The following is a 22084-nucleotide window of genomic DNA, read 5'->3' as shown; positions in this document are numbered from 1 at the left end:
ATGAACCGGACCGCACTCGCGTCCGCCCTGCTGCTGGTGACCGCCGGGCTGGCCGCGCCGACGACGGCGACCGCCGCGCCGGCCCCGCCACCGGACAGCAGCTTCCAGAAGGTGACGCTCAACGACTTCCCGGGCGAGCCGATGAGCCTCGCCGTCCTGCCCGACCTGCGGGTGCTGCACACCTCCCGGACCGGCGAGGTCCGCATCCACGACCCCCGTACCGGGCTGAACACCCTCGCCGCCGACATCGACGTGTACCAGCACGACGAGGAGGGGTTGCAGGGCATCGCCATCGACCCGAACTTCGCCCAGAACAAGTGGGTGTACCTCTACTACTCCCCGCCCCTGGACACGCCCGTGGACGACCCGGCCACGCCGGACGTCAACGAGGGGGACGCCCCGCTGGTCGGCACCGAGGCGGACTGGCAGCGGTTCCGGGGCGCGCTGCGGCTGTCCCGCTTCAAGCTGGAGGGGATGAAGCTCAACCTCGCCAGCGAGCAGCAGATCATCGACGTGCCGACCGACCGGGGCATCTGCTGCCACGTCGGCGGCCAGATCGACTTCGACAGCAAGGGCAACCTGTACCTGTCGACAGGTGACGACACCAACCCGTTCGCCTCCGACGGCTACGTCCCGATCGACGAGCGGGCCGACCGCAACCCGGCGTACGACGCGCAGCGCACCGCGGCCAACACCAACGACCTGCGCGGCAAGCTGCTGCGCATCAAGGTGAAGCCCGGCGGCGGTTACACGGTGCCGGCCGGCAACCTGTTCAAGCCGGGCACGGCGAAGACCCGGCCGGAGATCTACGCGATGGGGCTGCGTAACGCGTTCCGGTTCGTGGTCGACAGGCGTACTGACAACGTGTACCTGGGCGACTACTCCCCCGACGCGTCCACGGCCAACCCGGAGCGCGGGCCAGCCGGGCACGGTCGGTGGATGGTGGTCGACAAGCCGGCGAACTACGGCTGGCCGTACTGCGTGACGCCGACGATCGCCTACCGCGACTACGACTTCGCCACCGGCGAGTCCGGTCCGAAGTTCAACTGCAAGCGCCCGGTGAACGACTCACCGCACAACACCGGCAAGCGGCAACTGCCGCCGGTCGAGGCCCCGCAGGTCTGGTACGCGGCCGCCGCCTCGGCCGAGTTCCCGCAGCTCGGCACCGGCGGCATCGCCCCGATGGGTGGCCCGGCGTACGACTACGACGGGACCAGCACGTCGCGTACCCGGTGGCCGGCCTACTACGACGGGGTGCCGCTGTTCTACGAGTGGAGCCGCGACTACATCAAGGAGTTCCGCCTCGACACCGACGGCGACGTCACGGACATCCGGCCGGTGGCGCCGTCGATCGTGGTGGACAACCCGATGGACATGGAGTTCGGCCCGGACGGCGCGCTCTACGTGCTGGAGTACGGCGACGGCTACTTCGCCGAGAACCCGGACGCCCAGCTCTCCCGGATCGACTTCGTCCGCGGCAACCGGACGCCGATCCCGAAGATCAGCGGTACCCCGACGGTCGGGCAGGCCCCGCTGACCGTGGCGTTCTCCAGCGCCGGTACCACCGACCCGGACGGTGACAAGCTGAGCTACGCGTGGGACTTCGACGCGGACGGCTCGGTGGACAGCACCGAGGCGAATCCGTCGTGGACGTTCCAGGAGAACGGCTCGTACACGCCGACGCTGAAGGTGACCGACCGCACCGGACGGTCGGCGGCCGCGACCCTGCCGCTGCTGGTCGGGCCGACCGCGCCGGTCGTCGAGTTCGTCGCCCCGGTGGCCGGGCAGCCCTTCCAGTTCGGCCAGACGGTGGCGTACGAGGTCAAGGTCACCGACGACCTGCCGGTGGACTGCTCCCGGGTGAAGGTCACCTACGTGCTCGGCCACGACGAGCACGGGCACCCGCTCTCCACGACGACCGGGTGCTCCGGCACCATCCCGACCTTCGTGGACGGCGGGCACAGCGGCGCGGACAACCTGACCGCCGTCTTCGTCGCGGAGTACACCGACGCGCCGACGGAGCCCGGTGTGCCGCCGCAGACCGCCTCGGCGACGGTCGTGCTCGATCCCACCCCGGTGGCCGGCCTGGCCGGCTGACGGGCCCACCACACCAGCGGCGGCGACCGGAGAACGTTCCGGTCGCCGCCGCCTCGGCGTTCATTCCCAGTCGCTGTCGACGTGGTTGTCGCGCCACCGTCCACCCACCGGCGGGGTGTCCAGGCACATCCCGTCCTCGGCGTTGCCGGCCAGGTCGTTGTCCTCGACCCGGCAGTCCACGCAGCTTCCCCGCCCGGTGATCCACAGACCGTGGGTCTGGGTCCGATCGTCGTGGTTGTCCCAGACCCGGTTACCACGGATGGTGGCCGAGTCGAACGCCGCGTCGATGGTGATGCCGGCCCGCCGCTCGGGCGCGGCGGACAGCTCGTACCCGCAGCCCGGAGGCGGTATGTCCCCACTCCACGCGCTGATGCCGTCGGGACGCACCGGGGCGAGGGTCAGTTCGTCACCGGTGTTCGCGGCGACCATGGCCACGGCCCGCCCCACCCGCAGGACCTTGCCCCGGTGACCGTCGTGCGGCCAGTTCGCGGACCGGTCCACCACCGACCGTTCGGAGTAGCGGACGGTCTCGCCGCTGCCGCTGGCGGCCTCCGCGTACTGCCGTCCGTTGTTACGGATCCGGTTGTTGAGCAGCACCGCGTCGGTCATCTGGTGGTCGATCCGGATGGCGTCCAGTCCGTTGCCCCAGAAGTCGTTGCTCTCGATCACCACGTCCCGCACCGGGCCCTGGTAGCCCCGGCCGAGGTCGTGCGCGTGGTAGCCGTGCTGACCGTTGCCGCTGATCCGGTTCCCCCGGATGGTGTACGGGCCCGGGGTGTTGCCGACGCTGACCCCGTCGCGGATGTTGCCGTCGATGACGCAGTCGGCGACCAGCCCGCCGCGCCCGGCCACCCCGGCGGTGCCCATGGCGGAGATGTCGAAGCCCGCCTCCAGGTTGCCGACCATCGTGCAGGCGGAGACGATCAGACCGTCGGCGCCCCAGTCGGAGATGCCGAACCGGTTGCCCTGGCTGTGGCAGCCGACGATGCGGTAGCCGCGCGGCGGCGGCCAGTAGTCCTTCTGCAGTTCGAGGAAGATGCCGTTGGTGCCGTTGGCCAGGGTGGTGCAGTTCGCGATGGTCAGGCGTTCCACCGCGCCCCACCCGCCGATGCCCACACCGATCCCGGCGCCGCCGATCTGCTCGCCGTTGTCCAGCCGGCCGCAGCCGACCACCACCACGCCGTCGATGAGGGAGTCCTGGAGGAAGTCGCAGCCCAGCCCGGTGGCGGCGGTGTGGTGGATGTAGAGGTTGCGGAACACGCCGCGCACGACGTACTGCAGACCGAGGCCCTTGGCGAGGTAGCTGTACTCGGCCATCGCGACGCCGGAGCCGTCGATCTGGAAGTCGGCGAAGGTGCAGTCGGCGATGTGGCGGTCCCGGTCCGCGCCGTGCTGCACGGTGGTCCAGAAGGCCAGCGGGGTCGGGTCGGCGCGGTTGCCCTCGTTGCTGAGCATGAACCGGGTCGCCGCCGGGCCGGCGCCGATCAGCGAGACGCCGCTGCGCCACACCGTTCCGGCGTCCCGGATCGAGTAGATGCCCGGCGGGCAGTAGATGACGCGGGCCCGGCCGTCCGAGGCGTACCCCTCCCCGAGGCGGTCCACGAGGGCGGCCAGGGCCGGCTGGTCGTTGGTCGCGCCGTCACCGGTCAGGCCGTACTCCCGGGCGTCGCAGTAGAGCGGCGCGCCGGCCGCGGCGGGCCGCCGAACCCGGATCGAGTTGAGTAGCAGCTCGTTCGCCACGCCCACCTGTCGGCTCCCTTCGACGCGTCCGGCGCGTACCGGCGGGGCCGACTTCCCGGTGACACCGCCGGGAAACCCCGGGGGCACGCGCCGGGCCCCGACGCCGCGCGGGCGGCGCCGGGGCCCGGCGGGTACGCGTCAGACGGCAGCGATCAGCAGCGCCGGCCGCTCCACGCAGTCGGCGACGTGCCGCAGGAAGCCGCCGGCCACCCCACCGTCGCAGACCCGGTGGTCGAACGTGAGACTCAACTGGGTGACCTTGCGGACGGCCAACTGCCCGTCGACCACCCACGGCTTGTCCACGATCCGCCCCACCCCGAGCAGCGCCGCCTCGGGATGGTTGATGATCGGCGTGGAGCCGTCCACGCCGAACACCCCGTAGTTGTTCAGGGTGAAGGTGCCGCCGGTGAGCCGGGCCGGCGCGAGCGTACCGGCCCGGGCCGCCGCGGTGGTCTCCGCCAGCGCGGCGGCCAGTTCGGCGGTGCTGAGCCGCTGGGCGTCCCGCAGCACCGGCACCAGCAGGCCCCGGTCGGTCTGCGCGGCGATCCCCAGGTGCACGCCGGCGGACTGGACGATCCGCTGGCCCTCGGTGTCCACGCGGGCGTTGAGCTGCGGGTACCGGCGCAGGCCGCTGAGGCAGATCCGGGCCAGCAGGGCCAGGATGCTCACCGGGGCGTCGGGCGTCGCCGCGTTGATCGCCGCCCGGGTCTCCAGCAGCCCGGTGGCGTCCACGTCGACCCAGATGGTCACCTCGGGGATCTCCCGCCGGCTGCGGGAGAGCTTGTCGGCGATGGCCTTGCGGACGCCGGTGAGCGGGACGATCACGTCGCCGTCCCCGGCCGGGGCCAGGGCGACGTGCGCGTCGGGCACGGCGGCGAGCCGGGCGGCGGGCGCGGTGAGCGCGGCCTCCACGTCGGCGCGACGGATCACGCCGCCGGGCCCGGTGCCCCGCACGGTGGCGAGGTCGACGCCGCGCTCGCGGGCCAACCGGCGCACGATCGGCGAGATGACCAGGGCGGACGACGAGGTACCGGTCGGTGTGCCCCCGTCGGACCGGGCAACGCCGGCCGAACCGGGCGCGACCCGGGTGGCACCCTGCGCCCCGGCGTCGGCCGGGTCGACGACCGCCGCGGCGGCATCCGGCGCAGCGGAGTCGGTCGGCTCGGGGGCGAGGGCCAGCCGGGGTCGACGTCGACGCCGGGTGGCGCCGCCGTGGCCGGTGCCGTACCCGATCAGGACGTTGCCGGAACCGGCCCGCTCCTCCTCGCGGTAGGTGGCGTGCCCGGCGGGCTCGTCGCCGCCGTCCAGCGGCGCGATGGTGATCAACGGCTGGCCGACCGGGCGTACCTCGCCGGCCGCGCCGTGCAGGGCCACGACCCGTCCGGCGTACGGGCAGGGCACGTCGACGACCGCCTTGGCGGTCTCCACCTCGACCACGCTCTGGTCCACCTCGACGACGTCACCGACGGCGACCCGCCACTCGACGATCTCGGCCTCGCTCAGCCCTTCGCCCAGGTCGGGCAGAAGGAAGACCTGCGTGCGCTCGACGGTGGTCATGCCGCCGCCCAACGCGCATCCGGCTGGTCGTCCCACTGGAGGCGGGCGACCGCGTCCAGGACCCGGTCCACGCCGGGCAGGTGGGTGTGCTCCAGCATCGGCGCCGGGTAGGGGATGTCCAGCCCGGCGACGCGCAGCACCGGGGCGTGCAGCGCGTGGAAGCAGCGCTCCTGCACCCGGGCGGCGATCTCCGCGCCGACACCCGCGAACCCGGGGGCCTCCTGGATGACCACGCACCGGCCGGTCCGGCGGACCGACGCGGTGATGGTGGCGTCGTCGAACGGCACGATGGTGCGTACGTCGACGACCTCCAGGTCCCAGCCCTCCTCGCGGGCGGCCTCGGCGGCCTCCAGGGCGACCGGCACCGCCGGCCCGTACGCCACGAGGGTGGCGTCACGGCCGGGCCGGCGCACGACGGCCCGGCCGAACGGCGCGGTCCGCGTCGGCAGGTCCGCGTCGGCGCTGGCGAAGTAGAGCTTCTTCGGCTCCATGAAGACCACCGGGTCGGGGTCGTCGATCGCCTCACGCAGCAGCGAGTACGCGTCGTCGACGGTCGCCGGGGTGACCACCTTGAGGCCCGGGGTGTGCGCGTAGTACGCCTCGGACGAGTCGCAGTGGTGCTCCACGCCGCCGATCCCGCCCGCGTACGGCACCCGGATGACGATCGGCACGCTGAGCGCGCCCCGGGTGCGGTTGCGCAGCTTCGCCACATGCGAGGCGATCTGCTCGAACGCCGGGTACGCGAACGCGTCGAACTGCATCTCGACGACCGGCCGCAGCCCGGACATGGCCAGGCCGACGGCGAAGCCGACGATGCCGGCCTCGGCCAGCGGCGTGTCGAAGCAGCGGTCCTCGCCGAAGCGGGCCTGCAGGCCGTCGGTGATCCGGAAGACGCCGCCGAGCTGGCCGACGTCCTCACCGAAGACGACGACCTTGTCGTCGGCGGCGAGCGCGTCGGCGAGGGCGGTGTTGAGGGCCTTCGCCATGGTGGTGGCCATCAGGCGTCACCCTCCTCGTCGCGGGCGGCGGCCAGCTCGGCGCGGACCTGCTCGCGCTGCTCGACGAGCTGCGGGGTGGGCTCGGCGTAGACGTGGTCGAACAGGCTCAGCGGGTCGACCGTGGGCTGGCTGTTCATCCGGGTCCGCAGGTCCGCCGCGTACGCCTCGGCCTGCTCGGCGATCTCGGCGACCGCCGCGTCGTCGAGCACCCCACGGGCGCGCAGGTACGTCTCGAGGCGGGCGACCGGGTCCCGGTCGCGCCAGGCGTCGACCTCGGCGCCGTCGCGGTAGCGGCTGGCGTCGTCGGCGTTGGTGTGCGGTTCCATCCGGTAGGTGTGTGCCTCCACCAGGAACGGCCCGTTGCCGGCGCGGGCGTGCGCGACGGCGCGGGTGAGCACGGCGAGCACGGCGACCGGGTCGTTGCCGTCGACCTGCTCGCTGGGTACGCCGTAGCCGACGCCCTTGTACGCCAGCGACGGCGCGGCGGTCTGCCGGGACAGCGGGACGCTGATGGCGTACCTGTTGTTCTGCACGAAGTAGACGACCGGCGCTTTGAACACGGCGGCGAAGTTGACGCCCTCGTGGAAGTCGCCCTCGCTGGTCGCGCCGTCGCCGATGAAGGCCAGCGCCACGGTGTCGCGCCCCTGGTACGCCTCGCCGTGGGCGAGACCGGCGGCGTGCACGCACTGGGTCGCGAGCGGGGTGCACTGCGGTGCCGTGCGTACCTCGGTCGGGTCGTAGCCGCAGTGCCAGTCGCCGCGCAGCAGGGTGAGTACCTCGACCGGATCGATGCCCCGGGCAACCAGCGCCATCGATTCGCGGTAGGTGGGGAACACCCAGTCGGTGTCCCGGACGGCGAGGGTGGCGGCCACCTGGCACGCCTCCTGGCCCCGGGACGACGGGTAGACGGCGAGGCGGCCCTGCTTGGTCAGCGCGGTCGCCTGGGTGTCGAACCGGCGGCCGAGCACCATCCGGCGGTACAACTCGCGCAGCGCCTCGACGGGCGGCTCCGGATAGTCGGTGCGGGCCGGCAACGGCGTGCCGGTCTCGTCGAGCAGGCGGACCGGGTCGGCGGCCGGCAGCAGCGGACGCGCCGGGTCGGGCGGGGTGACCGTCCGACGGGCGCGCGGGGATGCCCTGCGGACCGCCTGGGGTGTGGTCGTCACGGCGGGACCTCCTGGGACGTGTGGTGAGCCTATGCTTCCGCCTGACGGATGATTGACTCAAGATCCACGAAGAAGGCGGGACGTTTGGCATGTGGGAGACAGATCGGTGAGCCAGGAGACCGAAGACGAGGAGGGCCGGACGCCCGGAGCGGGACGATCGGCCCGAGCCATGGACGAGGTCGACCGGCGGATCCTGGCCGAGCTGGTCCGCGACGGGCGGACCTCGGTGCGCACCCTCGCCGAGCGGATCCACATCTCGCGCACCAACGCGTACGCCCGGGTCGAGCGCCTGGTGCGCGACGGCGTGATCACGGGTTTCCGGGCCCAGGTCGCGCCCGAGGCGGCCGGGCTGGGCACCTCGGCGTACATGGCCTTGACGATCGAGCAGAACACCTGGCGGGAGGTGTCGGCCGAGCTGGCCCAGGTGCGCTACGTCGAGCACGTCGCGCTGCTCAGCGGCGAGCACGACGTGCTGGCTCTGGTCCGGGCACCGGACAACGCCGCCCTACGGGACGTCGTGCTCGACCGGGTGCAGCGCATCGCCGGGGTGCTGTCGACCCGGTCGTGGCTGGTCTTTGAGGAGTTCGAAGGGACGCAGAGCCCGTGGCGGTAGGCCGGCCGCGGCGGTTCACCGCTCCGGCGGCGCCTCCAGGCCCTCGCGGTCGGCCAGCTCCAGCAAAGGCTCCAGCGAGTGCCGGTCACCGTCCAGGCCGGCGTGCGGGTCGCCGCGCTCGGCGAACCGGGCCGGCACGGTGAGCACGTCGAAATCCTCCGGACGGGCGTCGTCCAGCTCCGCCCAGTCCAACGGCGCCGACACCAACGCCCGGGGCGTCGGCCGGATCGAGTACGCCGACGCCATGGTGTGGTCGCGGGACATCTGGTTGTAGTCGACGAAGACCGGCCGGTCCCGCTGGTCCCGCCACCAGGTCGTGGTGACCAGTTCCGGCAGCCGGCGCTGCATCTCGCGCCCCAGCGCGAGCACCGCCCGGCGGCACTCGCCGAAGCTCCACCGGGGCTCGATCGACAGGTACACGTGCAGACCCCGCCCACCGGTGGTCTTCGGGTAGCCGGTCATGCCCAGCTCGGCGAGGAACGCGTTCACCTCCCGGGCCACCGGCACCACCTGCTCGAAGCCGACGCCGGGCAGCGGGTCGAGGTCGATGCGCAACTGGTCCGGCCGCTCCACGTCACGGGCGGACACCGGCCACGGATGAAAGCGCAGGGTGCCCAGGTTGGCCGCCCAGATCACCACGGCCAGCTCGCTCGGCGCGACCTCGTCGGCGGTCCGGCCGCTGGGGAAGGTGATGTGGGCGGTGCGCACCCACTCGGGCGCGCCCGCCGGCAGCCGCTTCTGGTAGAAGGCGTCCCCCCGGTTGGTCTGCCGGGTCGCGATCGTCGCGCCCTCGAAGACGCCACGCGGCCACCGTTCCAGCATGGTCGGCCGGTCGCGCAGCGCCCGCAGGATGCCGTCGCCGACCGCCAGGAAGTAGCGGACCACGTCCAGCTTGGTCAGCCCGCGTTCCGGGAAGTACGGCTTGTCGGGGCTGGAGACGCGGACCAGCCGCTCCCCCACCCGGATCTCCTCCGCCGCCGTGGCCACGCCCCCGAGGGTACGACGTGACGGCGGAGCCGGTGGGCTACCGGCCGGTGGCCAGCGTGGCGTGCTGCTGCGCGGCCGGACCGCCGGTCTGTTCGGCCTCGATCAGGTCGGTCGGCACCTCGCTCGCGTCGACGAGGAGGTGGGCCATGTCACGGGCGCTGCCGCCGTTCGACGGTCGTGGCCGCCCCCTGGTCGTGGTCGCTTACCGGCCCGGCCCGAACGCGTGCCGCGACAGGCTCTTCACACCGGTCATCCGGCCGGCGAGGATCGCCGTCGGCAGCAGCGTGATGGCGTGCAGCCGGGACGACATGTAGCGGCGGGCCGCCCGCGCCGCCCGGGGCCAGCCCTGCTCGTCCATCCGCCTGGCGACGTCGACGAAGAACGCCCGCGCCTCGTCGAACCGGGAGCCGGTGATCGCGTCGGCGGAAGACTTGCTGACCGCGTGCCGCCGGTACTGGAAGCACAGGGTGGTGTCGACCGCCATCTGCTCGCCCCGCTGGATCAGATCGATCACCAGCGCGAGGTCCTGGATGACCTGGAGCTCCTCGCGGAAGTTGACGGCCTTGAGCGCGTCCGTCCGCCAGCAGATCGACGGGAAGTAGAACCAGCAACCGCGCAGCAGGCTGGCCGCCAGATCCTCGCCACCCATCAGCGCCCGGGACTCGACGCGCGGTGCGTAGAGCCGCCGCTTGGCCTCGTCGACGATGGTGTTGACCACCGTGCCGTCGGCGTCGATGATCTCGACTCCCGGCTGCACCATGCCGACGCCCGGGTACTGCTCGATCACCGACCGCACCGTCGCCACGTAGTTGGGGTGCATGATGTCGTCCGTGCCCATCATCACCAGGTACTCGTGTTCGGCGAGGCCGACGCACTTGCGGAAGTTGCCGGTGATGCCGAGGTTGCGCTCGTTGCGCTGGTAGCGCACCCGCTCGTCGGTGATCTGCGCGAACCACTCCGGCACGCCCGGCTCGGTGCCGTCGTCGACCACAGTCAGCCGCCAGCCCGGGTCGGTCTGTGCCAGCACGCTGCGCACCGCCGCCTGCATGAGGGGCACGCTCCCGTAGTACGGCAACATGATGTCGACAATCATCGGTTCCCCGGGCCTTACTGTGCGTGGTGGACGTGCGCGACGGGCGCGGGCCACATTATCAGGCACGGCGTCCGGATCCAGCACCGGCGAACCGGCCCGCCGGCCGTCGCGACACCGCCTTCGCGCACCGGGACGACGGCTCCGCTGACGCCTTTGCCGGGGCTATCATCGTCGCGCCCACCGCACGCCCCCGGATTGGACGCCGATGCCAGACCGTGCCGCCATCACGGACGCGCCCCCCGCGCAGACCGACGTGGGCTCGCCCCCGCCGACCACCGAGCCGGCCCGCCGACGACTTTCGTTCGCCCGCCGGCTGGCGCTCAGTGTCTGGTTCTGGCCGACGGCGTTCGCGGCCCTCGCGGTCGGCTGGCGACTCGGCAGCCCGGAGATGTGGCAGGACGAGTTGGTCACCGCCGACCTGGCGAACCGCTCCACCAGCCAGATCCTGGGCATGCTGAAGAACGTCGACGCCGTGCACGGCGCGTACTACCTGTTCATGCACGCCTGGGCAACCGTCTTCGGCAGCGGACCGACCAGCCTGCGGGTGCCGTCGGCGCTGGCCATGATCCTGGCCACCGCGTGCGTGGCGCTGGCCGGGCGACGGATCTTCGGCCAGACCGCCGGGATCGCCGGCGGGTTCACCTTCGCCCTCGTGCCCACGGTGACCCGTTTCGGGCAGGAGACCCGGTCGTACGCCTTCGTCGTCCTCGCCGCCGCCGCGGCCACGCTGTTCCTGCTCCGGGCGTTGGAACGGCCGGGGTGGTTGCGCTGGGCACCGTACACGCTCGCCGTGGCCGGTATCGGCCTGGCGAATGTGGTGGGGCTCACCCTGCTGATCGGGCACGGCCTGGCCGTGCTGATCCACTGCTGGCGGGAGCGTCGATGGTGGTCGGTGGTCTGGTTCGGGCTCGCCGCGTTGGCCGGCGTGGGCATCGCCGCCCCGGTGATCCTGCGCGGCATGAAGCAGGCGGGCCGGCAGATCAGCTGGATCCCGGACAGCGCGCCCTGGACGGTCTGGGAACAGGTCCTCGGCTCCGTGCTGCTGGCCTTCGCCGTCACCGCGCTGGCGGTGATCGGTGTGCTGACCCACCTGCGCCGCGACAACGCCGCTCGGACCGTCATGTTCGCGCTCATCGCCGCCGTGCCGTTGCCGGTGGTCCTGCTGGCCTCCACCGGCGACATCAACTACTTCTTCTCGAAGTACCTGCTCTTCGTCCTGCCGGCCTGGGCGGTGCTCGCCGGCGCGGGCCTCGCCGCGTTGCGCCGCGTCCCGCTGGTCGTGGTGGGTCTGGTGGTGCTCGCCGCCCTGAGCGTGCCCGGCCAGCTCGCACTGCGCGCCGAATACTCGCACAGCTGGTACACCTATCCGCAGAAGCGGGCGTTCGCGCCGTTCGGGTATTCCGAGGCGGCGCGGGTGGTCGAGGCCGGTTACCAACCCGGCGACGGGCTGGTGGTCGGTGGCGCCTGGTGGTGGGCGGCCGAGGGCGGGGTCCGGTACTACCTTCCCGAGGACGTGAAGCTGCGCAACGTCTTCGAGCAGCGCTCCGCGGTCCAACGCAATGAACTCTTCAACTCGGCCTGCACCAACCCCGCCCGTTGTCTGCACGACGAGCCGCGACTGTGGGTGCTGCTGCCGGCCGTCACCGACACGCCGCTGGCCAGCCTGCCGAAGAAGCAGTCCGCCGTGCTCACCGAGCGCTACGAGGTGGTCCGCGTCGACCACGTGACCGGGATGACCGTGGCCCTGCTGCAACGGCGCGGCTGAGTCGAGCCGGGCCCGGCGCGGGCCGGCTGACTCGACGCCCGGCGCGGGCGCGGCACGGTTACCCCGTGGCGCGCCCGGGTAGGGGGTCGGCATGGCGGAACTGTCGACGCTCTGGATCATCCGGCACGGGGAGAGCACCGCGAACGTGGCGGCCACCCGGGCCGAGCAGACCGGCGCGGACCTGATCGCCCTGAGCCACCGCGACGCCGACGTCCCGCTCTCCGACACCGGCGAGGAGCAGGCGCGGGCGACTGGCCGCTGGCTCGCGGCGCTGCCCGAGGACCGACGGCCCGACGTCGCGGTGGTGTCGCCGTACCTGCGGGCGGTGTCCACGGCCGAACTGGCGCTGCACGGCACCGGGGTGCCGGTGAGCCGGGACGAGCGGCTGCGGGACCGGGAGCTGGGCATCCTGGACGGCCTGACCGGGCACGGGGTGCGCCGGCGGTTTCCCGACGAGGCGGAGCGCCGTGACCGGCTGGGCAAGTTCTACTACCGACCGCCCGGCGGCGAGTCCTGGACCGACGTGGCGCTGCGCCTGCGGACGCTCCTCGGTGACCTGCGCCGCGACCACGAGGGCCAGCGGGTCCTGCTGTTCGGCCACGACGCGCTGGTCTTCCTGCTGCGTTACCTCATCGAGGGGTTGACCGAGCCGGAGCTGATGGCGTTGACCCGCGAACACGTGATCGCCAACTGCTCGATCACCGACTGGTCCGCCGACGAGCGGGGCAGCCTGCGGCTGGGCGGTTTCAACGAGGTCGGCCACCTGCACCGGCAGGGCACCGAGGCGACCAGGGAGGACGAGATCCATGCCGAACCGGTCTGAGGTGCAGGTGATCACGCCGGCGCTGCTGCGGGACTGGGCGCTGCCGGTGCCGGCCGGCGGCAAGGAGAGCCGCGGCACCGTCCTGGTGGTCGGCGGCTCCCGCTTCACCCCCGGGGCGGTCCTGCTCGCCGGGGTGGCCGCGCTGCGCGCCGGCGCCGGGGTGCTCCAACTCGCCCTCGCCGAGTCGACCGCCGCCACGCTAAGCATCCAGGTGCCGGAGGCGCTGGTGGTGGGGCTGCCGGAGACGTCCGACGGCGCGGTCGCCGCCGACCGGGCCGGCCAGCTCGGCGAGTTGGTCGCGGCGGCCGACGTGGTGGCCCTGGGCCCGGGGTTGACCGGCATCGAGGAGACGGGCCGGCTGCTCGACCTCGTCCTGGCGGCGGCCGGGCCGCGCACCCCGCTGGTCCTGGACGCGTACGCGCTGGGCGCGCTCAGCCACGACCCGAAGCTGCTGGTCGGCTCCGGTCGCCCGGTGGTGCTCACCCCCAACGTCACCGAGGCCGGCCACCTGCTCGGCCGCGACCCCGGTGACGACCTGAGCGCCGAGGCCGCCGAGCTGGCGCACCGGTACGGCGCGGTGGTCTCGCTCTACGGGCACGTGGCCGCCCCGGACGGGCGCGGGTGGCGGGAGGAGAGCGGCGACGCCGGCCTCGGCACGTCCGGCAGCGGCGACGTGCTCGCGGGCCTGCTGGCCGGGCTGTTGTCCCGGGGCGCCGACCCGGCGCAGGCCGCCTGCTGGGGGGCCTTCGCGCACGCCGTGAGCGGCCAACGACTGATCCCCCGGTACGGCCGGATCGGTTTCCTGGCCCGGGAACTGCTCGACGAGATCCCGCGTACCCTCGCCACGGTCTGACCAGGCGATGTGAACGGAGTTCGGCTGTTTCGCCACCCGGGCTCGGGGTACCGGATCGACACCAGCCGAGCTACCGAACAAGGGGGGCACACCGGTGTCGACCGATGCCATCGTCCTGCTCAAAGAGGACCACAAGGAGATGCGCCGTCTGTTCAAGGCCTTCCAGGATGCCGAGGAGGGGCCGGCGAGCCGGCGACAGAAGCTGGTCGGCCAGATCCTGGAGGCGCTGACGGTGCACACCTACCTGGAGAACGAGGTGATGTACCCGGAGGTCCGCCGGCTCCTGCCCGACCTGGAGGACGACATCCTCGAGTCGTACGAGGAGCACCACGTGGCCGACGTGCTCTGCGCCGAACTGGCCAGCATGGACGCCGACGACGAGCGCTTCGTCGCCAAGACGACGGTGCTGATCGAGAACGTCACGCACCACGTCGAGGAGGAGGAGCAGGAGTGGTTCCCCAAGGTCCGCGAGGCGTTGGGTCGTAAGCAGCTCCAGGAGATCGGCGAGAAGATGATCGCGTTGCGCGCGGACGCGCCGCGTACCCCCACCCAGCCGAAGGCCATCAAGAAGGCGCTCGACGCGGTGACCGCCTGAGGCGAGGCGTTCGTACCGAAGGGCCCGGCACGCGTGCCGGGCCCTTCGTCGTGCCGCCCCGCCCCGCCCCGCGGCCCGCGGCCCCGGCCCGCGATCTTGCACTTTCTGTTGCCGATTGGTGAATTTTCGTGTCGTTTTGTCGCCACAGAAAGTGCAAGATCGCGGAGGGCGGGGGCGGGGGCGGGGCGGGGGCGGGGGGTCAGTCGGCCGAGCCTGGCTCGGCCATCCGGCGGTGCTGCTCGGACTTGAGCTTGTCCGGGATGATCTTGCCGGCGGCGGTCTGCACCTTGTTGATCAGCGAACCGGCCGTGACGGTCTGGTCACCCTTCATCATCGCCGCGTAGCCCTGCGCGGCGACCTCGGCCGGGTCGTCCTTCTTGCCGGACCCCACCCGGGTGTCCTGCATCTCGGCCCGGTCGAAGAAGGCGGTGTCGGTCGGCCCGGGCATGAGCGCGGTCACCGTGACGCCGGTGTCCTTCAGCTCGTTGCGCAGCGCCTCGGCGAAGGACTGCACGAACGACTTCGAGGCGTTGTAGACCGCCTGGAAGGGGCCCGGCATCGTCGAGGCGATCGAGGAGGTGAACAGGACCCGGCCCGCGCCCCGCTCGACCATGCCGGGCAGCAGTCGCTTGGCCAGGTGCACCGTCGAACGTACGTTGAGGTCGACGATCTCCAGCTCGTCGCGCAGGTCGGTGCCGCCGACGAACGCGCCGCCGGCGCCCCGGCCGGCGTTGAGCGCCAGCGCGTCCAACGGGCGTCCGGTCGCGGCGACCGCGCTCACCAGTTCCTCGACGCCCTGCTCGGTGGAGAGGTCGACGCGTACCGGATGGATCTGGGCGCCGCCGTCGCGGCGCAGCTTGTCGGCGGCCGCGGTGATGCCGTCGTCCTCGGCGGCGACAACCAGGTCGAAGCCGTGCTCGGCGAACTGCCCGGCCAGCTCGTACCCGATTCCGCTGGACGCCCCGGTCACCAGTGCGAACGGCCGGCCGGTGGTCGGTGTGGTCATGGGAGTCGACTCCTCTCGTGGACGGGACCATCGCGCCCGTGCCGGCGCGACGCCCCCTGATCCCATGCCCGGGTGGGGTCGGTTCAACCACCCGTCGGGAGGTCGGCCGGGCCGGCCGGGGTCGGCCCGGTAGGATCGGCGCGGGCCGTTACTGGCGCGTTGGGATGGACAACCATCGGGGAGCGGCCCCGTCACGAGGACGTTTGCCGAGCGCCTGGGCCTTCCGCACGTTCGTAGGAGGTCGCATGTCGCGCAACGCCGAGTCCACCGCATTCCGGAGCGCCCTCGAGGTGATCCGGGCTGTCGAGCCGCGGGTGGCCGACGCCATCGGCGCCGAGCTGACCGACCAGCGGGAGTCGCTCAAGCTCATCGCCAGCGAGAACTACGCCTCCCCGGCGACGCTGCTGGCCATGGGCAACTGGTTCAGCGACAAGTACGCCGAGGGCACCGTCGGCCGTCGCTTCTACGCCGGCTGCCAGAACGTCGACACCGTCGAGGCGCTCGCCGCCGAGCACGCCCGCGAGCTGTTCGGGGCCGCGCACGCGTACGTGCAGCCGCACTCGGGCATCGACGCCAACCTGGTGGCCTTCTGGGCGGTGCTCGCCGACCGGGTGGAGTCCCCCGCTCTGAAGAAGGCCCAGGTACGCCAGGTCAACGACCTCACCGAGGCGGACTGGTTCGCGCTGCGCCGCGAGCTGGGCAACCAGCGGATGCTCGGCATGTCGCTGGACGCCGGCGGTCACCTCACCCACGGTTTCCGGCCGAACATCTCCGGCAAGATGTTCGACCAGCGCAGCTACGGCACCGACCCGGCGACCGGGCTGATCGACTACGACCGGGTGGCCGAGGCGGCCCGCGAGTTCGAGCCGCTGATCCTGGTGGGCGGCTACTCGGCGTACCCCCGGAAGGTGAACTTCCGGATCCTGCGGGAGATCGCCGACTCGGTCGGCGCCACCTTCATGGTCGACATGGCGCACTTCGCCGGCCTGGTGGCCGGCAAGGTCTTCACCGGCGACTTCGACCCGGTGCCGCACGCGCACATCGTCACCACCACCACCCACAAGTCGCTGCGCGGCCCGCGCGGCGGCATGGTGCTCTGCCAGCCGGAACTGGCCGACCAGGTGGACCGGGGCTGCCCGATGGTGCTCGGCGGTCCGCTGCCGCACGTGATGGCCGCGAAGGCCGTCGCCCTGGCCGAGGCCCGCCGCCCCGACTTCGCCGACTACGCGCAGCGGATCGTGGACAACGCGCAGGCCCTTGCCGACGGGCTGCTGCGCCGGGGCGCGACGCTGGTCACCGGCGGCACCGACAACCACCTGGTGCTGATCGACGTCTCCGGGTACGGGCTGACCGGCCGGCAGGCCGAGCAGGCGCTGCTGGACTCGGGCATCGTCACCAACCGCAACTCGGTGCCGCAGGACCCGAACGGCGCCTGGTACACCTCCGGCATCCGGATCGGCACCCCGGCGCTGACCACCCGCGGGCTGGGCACCGCCGAGATGGACCAGACGGCGGAGCTGATCCACACCGTGCTGACCCAGACCACGGCCGGCGCCAACGCCGACGGCACCCCGTCCAAGGCGAAGTACACGCTCGACGCCGACCTGGCCGACAAGGTCTCCCGCCAGGCGGCCGACCTGCTGGCCCCCCACCCCCTCTACCCCGCCGTCGACCTGACCTGACGGCCGCCGCACGCGGAAGTCCGCGTCGATCATGGAGTCGTGGTGCCCGAATCCGGGCGGATGGCGACACTTGTCCACCACCACAACTTCATGATCGACGCGGGCGGGCGCGGACGCGGGCGGGGGCGGGGGCGGGCCGGGGCGGAGCCCCCGGGGGGGTTAGTTCAGGGGGCGTTTGAGGTGGTAGCGGTGGACCTCCGTGCTGCCCTGGACGTTGTTGACGTCCTCGGCTGCCGACACCAGCTCCCAGCCCTCCCGGCCGGCCCGGTTGAGGTGCGCGATGGCCGTGTCGCCGTAGGCGGTGATGTCCTTACGGGACCCGTCCGGGCCGTACCAGACGAACGAGACGGTGAAATTGCGACCCTGTCCCTGATAGCGACGAACGAGCAGGGCGTACTCCCAGGCAACCATGCGGCCCATTATGACCGTCCATCCAGGAGCTCGTCGCCGACGAGGGCGGCGAGTCGGTCCAACCCCACGTCGATCTGCTCCGGCGTCACCGCGCTGACCGACAACCGCAACGCGCGCACCGGCGCGGTGTCGTCGTAGAAGTGCGCCATCGGCGTCCAGAGCACGCCGTAGTCCCGACCCGAGACGTCCAGCAACGCGTCGTCGACGGCGAACGGCACGGTCACCACCACGAAGAACCCGCCGGCCGGCACCGTCCAGCGCACCTGCGGCCGGTCCGCGAAACGCCGGGCCAGGCCGGCGACCAGGTGGCGCAGGTTGCGGGCGTACGCGGCCCGCTCCCGGGTGTTCGCGGGCACCAGGCTGCATCCGTGTTCCAGGAGCCGTCCACCGATCACCGCCTGCGCGAGCGGTGAGGTGTTCACGGTGACCATGCTCTTGATCATGGCGAGCTGGTCGGCGAGCGGGCCGACCCGGCCGTCCGGTCCGGCCACCCGCTGGTCGGCGACCACGTAACCGACCCGTGCCCCGGGCAGCACCGTCTTGGCGAACGAACCGAGGTAGACCACCCGCCGGTCGGTGTCCAGCGCCTTCAGGGTGGGCGGACGCGGCCCGTCGGCGACGGCGAACAGCCCGTACGGGTTGTCCTCCAACAGCAGCAGGTCCTCCTCGACGGCCAGGGCCAGCAGCCGCTGCCGGTCGGCCACGTCGATGCTGACCCCGGACGGGTTGGCGAAGTCCGGCATCAGGTAGCAGGCACGCGGCCGCAGACCCGCCTGCCGGGCCCGGTGGACCTGGGCCCGCAGGTCGGCCAGGTCCACTCCGGAGGGTCCGCCGGCGACCGGCCACACCGGCAGGTCCACCAGCCGGGCCGCCCCGGTCAGCCCGACGTAGGTCGGCGCGACCGCCAGCAGCACGTCCGCCGGCCCGGCCCGCAACGCCCGCAGCACCAGGAACATGGCCTCCTGACAGCCGACGGTCACCACCACAGCCTCCGGGTCGACCGTGATCCCCTCGTCCAGGGCGAGGTTCCGGGCGACGAGGTGGTGCACGATGCCCTTGGTCCGGCCGTACTGCAACAGCAGCCGGCGCGCCTGCTCGGGCGAGTGCCCCCGCTCGTCGACGAGGTGCCGGTGGAACGTGTCCAGGTGCCGGTGCACGGCGGCGACGTCGAGGAACTCCTCGTACGGGCGGCCGGCCGCCAGCGAGACCGCCGCCGGATACCGCTCGGACACCTCGTTGAGGAAGTTCATCGAGGTCAGCGCCGGGTCGCCCAGGGCGGGGTGCAGGTGGGCGACGCTCAGGTCGGCGGGCTCGGTCGCGGCCACCGCTCAACCCACCGTCAGCGTACGCAGCCCGCCCGCCGCCGCCGTGTCGGCGCAGCCGGCGAGGGTGAGTGCATCCCGCACCTCGGCGGCGAGCAGCGCCAACGCGTCCTGCGCGCTACGCTGCCCGCCGACGGCCAGCGCCCAGAGCAGCGGCCGGCCGACCAGGACACCCGCCGCGCCCAGCGCCAGCGCCCGCAGCACGTCGGTGCCGCCGCGGACGCCGCTGTCCAGCAGCACCTGACACCCGTCGCCGACCGCGTCGACGACCTCGGGCAGCATGGTGACGCTGGCCGGGGCGCCGTCCAACTGCCGGCCCCCGTGGTTCGACACCACCACGGCGTCCGCCCCAATCTTCACCGCCTCGACCGCGTCGCGGGGGTCCAGCACCCCCTTGACGACCAGCGGCAGGTCGACGTGCTCGCGCAGCCAGGCCAGGTCCGCCCAGCGCAGGGCCGACTCGAACGAGGCGTCGGTGTGCGCGGCGATCGCCGATTCACCGGGGACGCCGGTGTGGGCGAGCGTGTCCCGGCCGTACGGCAGGTTCGCGGCGACCACGTCGGCCGGCAGCCGGAACGCGTTGCGCAGGTCGCGGGGGCGTCGACCGAGCACCGGGACGTCCACGGTGACGACCAGGGCACGACAGCCCGCCGCCACGACCCGGTCCAGCAGGTCGCGCACCAGCGCCTGCTCACGCAGCCAGTAGAGCTGGAACCAGACCGGGGCGCCGATCGCGGTGATCTGTTCGATCGGCGTGCTGCTCAGGGTGCTCGCCACGAACGGCACCCCGGCCGCGCCGGCCGCCGCCGCCAGACCCACCTCCCCGTCCGGGTGCACGAGCCGCTGGTAGGCCATCGGCGCCACGCCGACCGGCAGTGCGTACGACTCACCGAGCAGCCGTACGCCGGTGTCCACCGCCTCCCGGCCGCGCAGCACCCGGGGCAGCACGGCGACCCGGTCCAGCGCGCTCCGGTTGGCGGCGAGGGTCACCTCGGCCGCGCCGCCACCGGCGACGTAGTCCCACACGTCCGGTGCCAGCACCGCCCGCGCCCGCTCCGCGTAGTCGGCGAACGTCACCGGCCGATCGGCCAGCGCCGGCTCACGCACCGCGCACCGCCGTGCCCTCCGGCTCGGCCGGCGTCGCCTCCCGGTCCGCCGGCAGCCCGAACCGGTCCCGCAGGAACGCGGCAGCGCTGTCCTGCGCGCGCCGGCCGTCGGTGAACACGCCGGGCATGGCGAAGAACCCGTGGATCATCCCCGGATAGTGGTCGAGGCGGGCGGACACGCCGGCCGCGCGCAACCGCTCGGCGTAGCGCTGCCCCTCGGCGCAGAGCGGATCCAGCTCGGCGGTGATCACCAGGGCCGGCGGCAGGCCGGACAGGTCGTCGGCGCGCAGCGGGGACGCCAGCGGGTCCCGCGCCTGCGCCTCGTCGGTGAGGTAGTGCGTCCGGTACCAGGCCACCGAGTGCCGGTTGAACAGCGTCGGGTCGTCGCCGACCGGACCGGCTGGTTCACCGCCGATGTCGGTGTTCGGGTACACCAGCAGTTGCCCGGCGAGCGGGGGCCCGTCCGCCCGGCAGAGCAGGCTCACCGCGGCGGCGAGGTTCCCACCCGCGCTGTCGCCGCCCACCGCCAGCCGCGACGGGTCCACGCCGAGCCGGTCGGCGTTCTCGGCGACCCAGACGGTCGCCGCGTGGCAGTCGTGCACCGCGGCCGGGAAGGGGTGCTCCGGGGCGAGCCGGTAGCCGACGGTCACCACCTGGCAGGGCACCGCGTTGGCCAGCCGCCGGCAGATCCCGTCGGCGGTGTCGATGCTGCCGAGCGTCCAGCCGCCGCCGAAGAAGTACAGCAGGGTGGGCAGCGGCCCGGACGCGTCCGGCCGGTACACCCGGACGGGCAGGTCACCGTCCGGGCCGGGGACGTGCTCGTCGCGTACCTCGGCGACCTGCTCGACCGCGCCGCCGCCGGCGCGGATCGCGGCCAGGTCCGCGGCGCGCGCCTCGGCGAGGGTCTGCGTGTACAGCGGCGGCGTGCCCGCTGCGGCGCGGGCGGCGCGGTAGGCCGCCACCTCCGGGTGCAGGGCCATGCTGATCTCCTATCCGCCGGTGCTGACCAGCAGCTTGTCGATGCCGCGCAGGAAGAGGCTGCCGCTGTACGTCGGGGTCTCGGTGACCGCGATCCGGGGAAACCGGGCGAACAGGCGGGGCAGCGCGAGGCGTCCCTCCAGCCGGGACACCGCCGCGCCGAGGCAGAAGTGCAGGCCCACCCCGAAGGCCAGCGACGGCGGCCCGGTACGGGTGGGGTCGAAGACGTCCGGGTCGGGGAACCGCGCCGGGTCCCGGTTGGCCGCGCCGATGATGATGAGCACGTTGTCGCCCTCGGCGACCGGCACCCCGGCCAGCACGGTGTCCTTCGGCGCAGCCCGGGCGAGGAAGTGCACCGGGCTCTGCAGGCGCAGCACCTCGTCGACGCACCCGATGGCGAGGGCGTCGTCGGTGGGCAGCGCCGCGACCGCGCCCGGGTGGGCCAGCAGCAGCGGCAGGCCGTTGCTGAACATGTAGACGGTGGTGACGAAGCTGGCGTTGAAGAGCACGATCAGGTTGCTGATCAGCTCCTCCTCGGTCAGCTCCACCTCGCCCGCGCCGACCGCCTCGACCAGGGCGCTGATCAGGTCCTCGCCGGGCGTCCGACGGCGGTGGGCCAGCAGCTCCCGGTAGAACGCCCGCAGTTCCTCGGCGGCGGTGTTCGCGGCGGCGAGGCGCTGCGGGGTCTTCCCGGCGACGTCCAGGAACTCGTCGATGCGCTCCACCCGCTCCCGGTACCAGGGCAACTCCCCCGCCGGGATGCCGATGAACTCGGCCATCACCAGCGCGGGGATGGGGTACGCGAAGTCGGCCACGAAGTCGACGACGCTGTCACCGGCGTCCGCCATCCTGTCCAGCAGGTCGTCGACGACGCGCAGGATCACCGGCTCCAGGGCGCCGAGCCGGCGCGGGGTGAAGGTACGCGAGAAGACGTGCCGCATCCGGGTGTGGTCGGGCGGGTTGATGAACATCATCGACGTCTGGAAGGTGCGCAGGATCTCGTGTTCCTCCCAGCCGGGCGGCGGCTGTTTGGTCCACCGTGGATCGCGCAGCATGCCGTCGATCAGGTCGTAGCCGACCGCCACCGCCGCCACGGTGCGGTGCTCGGCGCGCGGCGGCACCGCGCTGACCGGCCCGAGCCGGTGCAGGCGGGCGTACCACGGGTACGGATTCTGGCGGCCCTCTTCGCTGTAGAGGCCGGTGAGCAGGTCCTGCACCGTCACGACGTACTCCTCCCCAGGATGTCGGTGCCCGGGGGGGGGGGGGGGGAACCCCCCGCCCCCCCCAGTGTT

19 protein-coding genes and 1 riboswitch are annotated in these 22084 nt (G+C 72.8%); of the genes, 7 read left to right on the top strand and 12 right to left on the bottom strand.

The genetic code is table 11. The annotated features are described in order from the left end of the window. Positions 1 to 2097, top strand: coding sequence for a PQQ-dependent sugar dehydrogenase (locus tag AC3EN4_RS30330; RefSeq protein WP_435209815.1), 2097 nt, complete (start codon positions 1 to 3; stop codon positions 2095 to 2097). 60 nt (positions 2098 to 2157) lie between these two features. Here AC3EN4_RS30330 and AC3EN4_RS30325 read toward each other — a convergent pair whose 3' ends face one another. The 4 genes from AC3EN4_RS30325 to pdhA all read right to left on the bottom strand — a co-directional run bounded on the left by AC3EN4_RS30325 (position 2158) and on the right by pdhA (position 7558). Continuing rightward, positions 2158 to 3837 carry a right-handed parallel beta-helix repeat-containing protein gene (locus tag AC3EN4_RS30325; RefSeq protein ID WP_435209839.1) on the bottom strand — a complete coding sequence of 560 codons (1680 nt, stop codon included), beginning with the start codon at positions 3835 to 3837 and terminating at the stop codon, positions 2158 to 2160. Positions 3838 to 3975: 138 nt separating this feature from the next. Then, positions 3976 to 5394 (bottom strand): dihydrolipoamide acetyltransferase family protein, encoded by a 1419-nt coding sequence (locus AC3EN4_RS30320; protein ID WP_435209813.1) that lies wholly within the window; start codon positions 5392 to 5394, stop codon positions 3976 to 3978. Then, a complete protein-coding gene (locus AC3EN4_RS30315; RefSeq protein ID WP_422740704.1) occupies positions 5391 to 6395 on the bottom strand; it encodes an alpha-ketoacid dehydrogenase subunit beta in 1005 nt (334 codons plus the stop codon). The genes AC3EN4_RS30320 and AC3EN4_RS30315 overlap by 4 nt, the downstream gene beginning before the upstream one ends. Next, positions 6392 to 7558 carry a pyruvate dehydrogenase (acetyl-transferring) E1 component subunit alpha gene (pdhA, locus tag AC3EN4_RS30310; protein ID WP_435209811.1) on the bottom strand — a complete coding sequence of 389 codons (1167 nt, stop codon included), beginning with the start codon at positions 7556 to 7558 and terminating at the stop codon, positions 6392 to 6394. Before pdhA ends, AC3EN4_RS30315 begins: the two co-directional genes overlap by 4 nt. A 169-nt stretch (positions 7559 to 7727) precedes the next feature. On the opposite strand from pdhA, the gene AC3EN4_RS30305 reads away from it, so the two are divergent. After that, complete coding sequence (locus AC3EN4_RS30305; RefSeq protein ID WP_435209837.1) at positions 7728 to 8171, top strand: Lrp/AsnC family transcriptional regulator; 444 nt, start codon at positions 7728 to 7730, stop codon at positions 8169 to 8171. Between the two features lie 15 nt (positions 8172 to 8186). Here the strand turns inward: AC3EN4_RS30305 and AC3EN4_RS30300 are convergent, their stop codons facing one another. Beyond that, complete coding sequence (locus AC3EN4_RS30300) at positions 8187 to 9158, bottom strand: DNA polymerase domain-containing protein (RefSeq protein WP_422740201.1); 972 nt, start codon at positions 9156 to 9158, stop codon at positions 8187 to 8189. Positions 9159 to 9360: 202 nt separating this feature from the next. Then, positions 9361 to 10251 carry a glycosyltransferase family 2 protein gene (locus AC3EN4_RS30295; protein ID WP_435209810.1) on the bottom strand — a complete coding sequence of 297 codons (891 nt, stop codon included), beginning with the start codon at positions 10249 to 10251 and terminating at the stop codon, positions 9361 to 9363. Positions 10252 to 10456: 205 nt separating this feature from the next. Here AC3EN4_RS30295 and AC3EN4_RS30290 point away from each other — a divergent pair, with 205 nt between their 5' ends. The 4 genes from AC3EN4_RS30290 (at position 10457) to AC3EN4_RS30275 (ending at position 14287) form a co-directional block, all read left to right on the top strand. Beyond that, entirely contained in the window at positions 10457 to 12016 is a 1560-nt protein-coding gene (locus AC3EN4_RS30290) for a glycosyltransferase family 39 protein (protein WP_435209808.1), read from the top strand. A gap of 91 nt (positions 12017 to 12107) precedes the next feature. Beyond that, complete coding sequence (locus tag AC3EN4_RS30285; protein ID WP_435209806.1) at positions 12108 to 12839, top strand: histidine phosphatase family protein; 732 nt, start codon at positions 12108 to 12110, stop codon at positions 12837 to 12839. Continuing rightward, entirely contained in the window at positions 12823 to 13692 is an 870-nt protein-coding gene (locus tag AC3EN4_RS30280; RefSeq protein ID WP_435209805.1) for an NAD(P)H-hydrate dehydratase, read from the top strand. The genes AC3EN4_RS30285 and AC3EN4_RS30280 overlap by 17 nt, the downstream gene beginning before the upstream one ends. A gap of 94 nt (positions 13693 to 13786) precedes the next feature. Beyond that, entirely contained in the window at positions 13787 to 14287 is a 501-nt protein-coding gene (locus AC3EN4_RS30275; protein WP_435209804.1) for a hemerythrin domain-containing protein, read from the top strand. 199 nt (positions 14288 to 14486) lie between these two features. Here AC3EN4_RS30275 and AC3EN4_RS30270 read toward each other — a convergent pair whose 3' ends face one another. Further along, a complete protein-coding gene (locus AC3EN4_RS30270) occupies positions 14487 to 15293 on the bottom strand; it encodes an SDR family NAD(P)-dependent oxidoreductase (protein ID WP_435209803.1) in 807 nt (268 codons plus the stop codon). A gap of 137 nt (positions 15294 to 15430) precedes the next feature. Further along, positions 15431 to 15520: riboswitch (ZMP/ZTP riboswitch) on the top strand. An 18-nt stretch (positions 15521 to 15538) separates the two neighbouring features. Between AC3EN4_RS30270 and AC3EN4_RS30265 the strand changes: the two genes are divergently transcribed. Next, positions 15539 to 16975, top strand: a complete 1437-nt coding sequence (locus AC3EN4_RS30265) for a glycine hydroxymethyltransferase (RefSeq protein ID WP_435209801.1) — start codon at positions 15539 to 15541, stop codon at positions 16973 to 16975. Between the two features lie 159 nt (positions 16976 to 17134). Here AC3EN4_RS30265 and AC3EN4_RS30260 read toward each other — a convergent pair whose 3' ends face one another. The 5 genes from AC3EN4_RS30260 to AC3EN4_RS30240 are packed head-to-tail and all read right to left on the bottom strand — an operon-like array spanning position 17135 to position 22015. After that, positions 17135 to 17395, bottom strand: a complete 261-nt coding sequence (locus tag AC3EN4_RS30260) for a hypothetical protein (RefSeq protein ID WP_007460594.1) — start codon at positions 17393 to 17395, stop codon at positions 17135 to 17137. Next, positions 17395 to 18711: an aminotransferase-like domain-containing protein gene (locus tag AC3EN4_RS30255; protein WP_435209799.1), complete on the bottom strand. Its 1317-nt coding sequence runs from the start codon at positions 18709 to 18711 to the stop codon at positions 17395 to 17397. The genes AC3EN4_RS30260 and AC3EN4_RS30255 overlap by 1 nt, the downstream gene beginning before the upstream one ends. 3 nt (positions 18712 to 18714) lie before the next feature. Further along, the gene (locus AC3EN4_RS30250; RefSeq protein ID WP_435209797.1) at positions 18715 to 19815 is read right to left on the bottom strand and encodes an alpha-hydroxy acid oxidase; all 1101 of its coding nucleotides are present in this window, start codon (positions 19813 to 19815) and stop codon (positions 18715 to 18717) included. Beyond that, entirely contained in the window at positions 19808 to 20794 is a 987-nt protein-coding gene (locus AC3EN4_RS30245; protein WP_435209795.1) for an alpha/beta hydrolase, read from the bottom strand. Before AC3EN4_RS30245 ends, AC3EN4_RS30250 begins: the two co-directional genes overlap by 8 nt. 9 nt (positions 20795 to 20803) lie before the next feature. Beyond that, entirely contained in the window at positions 20804 to 22015 is a 1212-nt protein-coding gene (locus AC3EN4_RS30240; protein ID WP_435209793.1) for a cytochrome P450, read from the bottom strand. Positions 22016 to 22084 lie beyond the last annotated feature (69 nt).

The sequence above is a fragment of the Micromonospora sp. bgisy143 genome (assembly GCF_057708145.1).
Note: the sequence above shows the minus strand (reverse complement) of the source record. Positions and strands in the feature narration are given on the sequence as shown.

Excerpts from the sequence above, each read along its gene's own strand:
- AC3EN4_RS30330 (WP_435209815.1), top strand. The coding sequence starts at position 1 with ATGAACCGGACCGCACTCGCGTCCGCCCTGCTGCTGGTGACCGCCGGG.
- AC3EN4_RS30320 (WP_435209813.1), bottom strand. The coding sequence starts at position 5,394 with ATGACCACCGTCGAGCGCACGCAGGTCTTCCTTCTGCCCGACCTGGGC.
- AC3EN4_RS30305 (WP_435209837.1), top strand. The coding sequence starts at position 7,728 with ATGGACGAGGTCGACCGGCGGATCCTGGCCGAGCTGGTCCGCGACGGG.
- AC3EN4_RS30295 (WP_435209810.1), bottom strand. The coding sequence starts at position 10,251 with ATGATTGTCGACATCATGTTGCCGTACTACGGGAGCGTGCCCCTCATG.
- AC3EN4_RS30290 (WP_435209808.1), top strand. The coding sequence starts at position 10,457 with ATGCCAGACCGTGCCGCCATCACGGACGCGCCCCCCGCGCAGACCGAC.
- AC3EN4_RS30285 (WP_435209806.1), top strand. The coding sequence starts at position 12,108 with ATGGCGGAACTGTCGACGCTCTGGATCATCCGGCACGGGGAGAGCACC.
- AC3EN4_RS30280 (WP_435209805.1), top strand. The coding sequence starts at position 12,823 with ATGCCGAACCGGTCTGAGGTGCAGGTGATCACGCCGGCGCTGCTGCGG.
- AC3EN4_RS30270 (WP_435209803.1), bottom strand. The coding sequence starts at position 15,293 with ATGACCACACCGACCACCGGCCGGCCGTTCGCACTGGTGACCGGGGCG.
- AC3EN4_RS30265 (WP_435209801.1), top strand. The coding sequence starts at position 15,539 with ATGTCGCGCAACGCCGAGTCCACCGCATTCCGGAGCGCCCTCGAGGTG.
- AC3EN4_RS30260 (WP_007460594.1), bottom strand. The coding sequence starts at position 17,395 with ATGGGCCGCATGGTTGCCTGGGAGTACGCCCTGCTCGTTCGTCGCTAT.
- AC3EN4_RS30245 (WP_435209795.1), bottom strand. The coding sequence starts at position 20,794 with ATGGCCCTGCACCCGGAGGTGGCGGCCTACCGCGCCGCCCGCGCCGCA.